The sequence below is a fragment of the Dryocola clanedunensis genome (genome assembly GCF_038405435.1).
In the GTDB taxonomy this organism is placed as follows: Bacteria; Pseudomonadota; Gammaproteobacteria; order Enterobacterales; family Enterobacteriaceae; genus Dryocola; species Dryocola clanedunensis_A.
The window spans coordinates 1-1,073 of sequence record NZ_JBBYHZ010000041.1; the positions used below are offsets into that span (position 1 = coordinate 1).

The 1,073-nt window shown below is 69.1% G+C and carries 1 protein-coding gene; it reads right to left on the bottom strand.

What is annotated here, in order from left to right; genetic code table 11:
• Positions 1 to 204: 204 nt before the first annotated feature.
• On the bottom strand, positions 205 to 1,073 hold an 869-nt coding region (gene rlmM / locus AAE045_RS23200), incomplete at its 5' end, for a 23S rRNA (cytidine(2498)-2'-O)-methyltransferase RlmM (RefSeq protein WP_455549681.1).

A 1,073-nucleotide genomic window follows, 5' to 3' on the forward strand; every position in this document is an offset into this window, starting at 1 on the left:
CGCTGACCGCCGGTGACGGCGGGCGGACCTGGGCCAGGGCGAGCGTGGGCAGCAGCGTCAGCAGCAGGATGAGGTTTGATCGGCGTCGCATGGAATCTCCGTTCGTGACGTGGGGACGCCGGGGGGCCGGCGCGTGCTTCGATCATTGCCGCGCGGTGCGCGGCCAGCCGGGCATGTCCCGGCTCTACCGGCGGTGCGCGTGGGTCAGCGCAGCGGCGAGGCCAGCACCGTGATTTCTTCGCGGTCGTGGTACAGCTGCTTGGCGCGTAGATGCAGCGGCCTGCCGGCCTGTTCCTGGAACAGCTCCAGGCACATGCGGGTTTCATCCCAGCGCTTTTTCATCGGCAGCTTGAGGTTGAAGATCGCATGCTTGCACCAGCCCTCGCGGAACCAGGTGGCCATGCGTTCGGCCACGCGGCGGGGCTGTTCGACCATGTCGCAGACCATCCAGTCCAGCGGGGTCTCCGGCTGCCAATGGAAGCCATCGGCGCGCAGATGCTCAACCAGCCCGGTTTCCAGCACGTGCTCGCGCAGCGGGCCGTTGTCCACGCTGATCACCTTCAGGTGCTGGCGGGTCAATACCCAGGTCCAGCCGCCCGGTGCAGCGCCCAGGTCGGCCGCGCGCATGCCCGGCTTGACCAGCAGTTCGCGCTCTTCCGGTGTCATCAGGGTGAGCAGGGCTTCATCGAGCTTCAGCGCCGAGCGCGAGGGCGCGTCGGGCAGCAGCTTCAGGCGTGGAATGCCCAGCGGCCAGGGCGCGCTGTCGCGGGTGTCGGCCACGCACACGAAGGCATGACGGCCATCCACGAACACGATGTGCAGGCGCGGCAGGCCGGTGTTAGGCTTGTCGGTCAGCAGGCCGGCCTTGCGCAGCGCCGGGCGCAGCGCATTGCCGAACGCGCGGGCCAGGCCGGCCAGCGGCTTGCCTTCGTCCGAGTCCGGATGTTCGACCCACATGTCGCCGAAGCGTTGCTGCCCCTGCAGGGCGGCGAGGATCGGGGTGATGCGGTCGGCAGCATCCAGCTGCGGCAGTTCGGCCAGCACCTGCAGCTTCTGCCGGGCGAAGATCAGCG